Genomic DNA, 1,906 nt, shown 5'->3' on the forward strand with positions numbered 1-1,906 from the left:
CGGGGAGAGCGCGCTGGGTATCAGCTGGCGTCGAGGCGGGCGGCCCACTGCGCGCGCCAGGCCAGCGCGTCGGCGACGCCCTCGGCGATGCCCCGCCGCGGCTGCCAGCCGAGCAGTTCGCGGGCGGTGTCGACGGCCGCGTAGCAGCCGATCACGTCGCCCGGCCGGGGGCCCGCCTCGCGGACGTCGAGCGTCGCGCCGACGGCCTGCTCGAAGGCGGCGATCAGCTCGCGCACGGTGGTGCCGTCGCCCGTGCCGACGTTGATGACCCGGTAGCGGTCCTCGGCGCCCTCGGCGATCACCTCGTCGAAGCGGAGCAGCGCCGCGACGTGCGCCTCGGCGAGGTCCCGCACGTGGACGTAGTCGCGGATGCCGGAGCCGTCCCTGGTCGCCCAGTCGACGCCGGTGACGGTGAACGGGGTGCCGTTGGTGTGCGCCTCGATCAGCTTGCCCAGGGCGTGGGTGGGGTTGAGGTCCTGGAGCCCGCTGCGCAGCCGCGGGTCGGCGCCGATCGGGTTGAAGTAGCGCAGGGAGATGACCCGCTGCCGCTCGGCGCCCTCCCCCCTGGTCCAGTCCTGGAGCACCTGCTCCATCATCAGCTTGGTGCGCGCGTAGGGGCTGTTGGCCTCGACCGGGCTGCTCTCGTCGACCCGCGCGTCCGGGGTGGGCGCGTAGATGGAGGCGGAGCTGCTGAAGACGACGCGGGTGCAGCCGTGGCGCTGGAGGGCGTCGAGCAGTTCGATGGTCTTGCCGACGTTCTCCCGGTAGTAGTACAGCGGCCTGGCCACCGAGTCCGGGACGACGATCCTGGCCGCGCAGTGCACGGCGGCGTCGATGTCCGGGTGCTCGGCGAAGATCCGGTCGAGCAGGGCCACATCGGCGACGTCGCCCTGGTAGAACACCTTGCCCTCGACGAACTCGGCCCGGCCCTTGGACAGGTCGTCCAGGATGACCGGGGTGATGCCCTGGTCGAGGAGGGCGAACACCACCGAACTGCCGATGAATCCCGCGCCGCCGGTGATCAGGACCTTCTTCATGCGCGGACGCTCCCTTGCGGTCGGCCGGGCGCCCGGTGGCGCCCGGTGACCTTTGGGACGGTGGTTCGCGCTCGATGGTTCCGCCGCCGGGCTCAGCGGTGGGCTCAGCGGTGGGGGCGGCGGCGGAGCCAGAAGCCGGTGGCGACCAGCACGACGGCCGCGACGGCGGTGCCGATCGCGGCCCAGGTGGCGGCGTCGGGCGTGGTGTCGGAGGGGGTGTCGCGGGCGGCGGAGCGGGCCCGGGCGGCGCTGTCGGCGGCCGGCGGGGCGGTCGGGGCGGTGGGTGTGGGAGTGGGTGTGGGCGCGGGTATCGGGGCCGGGGCGCCGGTCGTCGCGCCCGTCGCCCCCGGCAGCGGCGGATCGCCGATCACCGCGGCCTCGACGTCGAGTTCACCCTCGCCGTGCCCCGGCGAGGGAAACGCACAGTCGACGCTCACCCGCCAGTGCCCGGCCGGGAGGATCTCCCGGGTGGTGTACGTCCCCGGCTCGCCCGGGACGGCGACCAGGCGCCAGGGGCCGACCGTGCGACCGTCGGTGGCCGTCGCGGCCAGCGTGCCGGTGAACTCCCCGGTGACCGGGTCGTGGTCGTTCTCCCAGGTGGCGACGGTGCTGACGCGGCCGTTCCGCTGGCCGGAGACGTCCAGGTGGACGGTGTCGCCGTGGGCGGCGACCGGCACGGCGGCGGGCAGCACGGCCGCACCGGCGAGGGCGAGGGCGGCGACGAAGGGTCGGGTTCGCATGGCGGGCAATCCTCGTGAGGGGTGAGGGGCAGGGAGCGGTGACGCCGGGTGCAGGCGCCACCGGATGGTGGCGGCGACCGCACCCGGCGCCGCCAGGCAGTCTCAGGGGGACTTTAGCAGTGGCCGGTT

2 protein-coding genes are annotated in these 1,906 nt (G+C 74.7%); both read right to left on the reverse strand.

Going from position 1 to position 1,906, the window contains the following annotated elements; genetic code table 11:
• Positions 1–20 precede the first annotated feature (20 nt).
• Entirely contained in the window at positions 21–1,037 is a 1,017-nt protein-coding gene (gene galE / locus ACFVX9_RS35310; RefSeq protein ID WP_380481858.1) for a UDP-glucose 4-epimerase GalE, read from the reverse strand.
• 104 nt (positions 1,038–1,141) lie between these two features.
• The gene (locus ACFVX9_RS35315; RefSeq protein ID WP_387985871.1) at positions 1,142–1,777 is read right to left on the reverse strand and encodes a hypothetical protein; all 636 of its coding nucleotides are present in this window, start codon (positions 1,775–1,777) and stop codon (positions 1,142–1,144) included.
• Positions 1,778–1,906 lie beyond the last annotated feature (129 nt).

The sequence above is a fragment of the Kitasatospora sp. NPDC058243 genome, assembly GCF_042882025.1.
Lineage (GTDB): Bacteria > Actinomycetota > Actinomycetes > Streptomycetales > Streptomycetaceae > Kitasatospora.

What these genes read in the sequence shown, in the direction of transcription:
- ACFVX9_RS35315 (WP_387985871.1), bottom strand. Translation starts at nt 1,777, where the DNA reads ATGCGAACCCGACCCTTCGTCGCCGCCCTCGCCCTCGCCGGTGCGGCC.
- galE (WP_380481858.1), bottom strand. Translation starts at nt 1,037, where the DNA reads ATGAAGAAGGTCCTGATCACCGGCGGCGCGGGATTCATCGGCAGTTCG.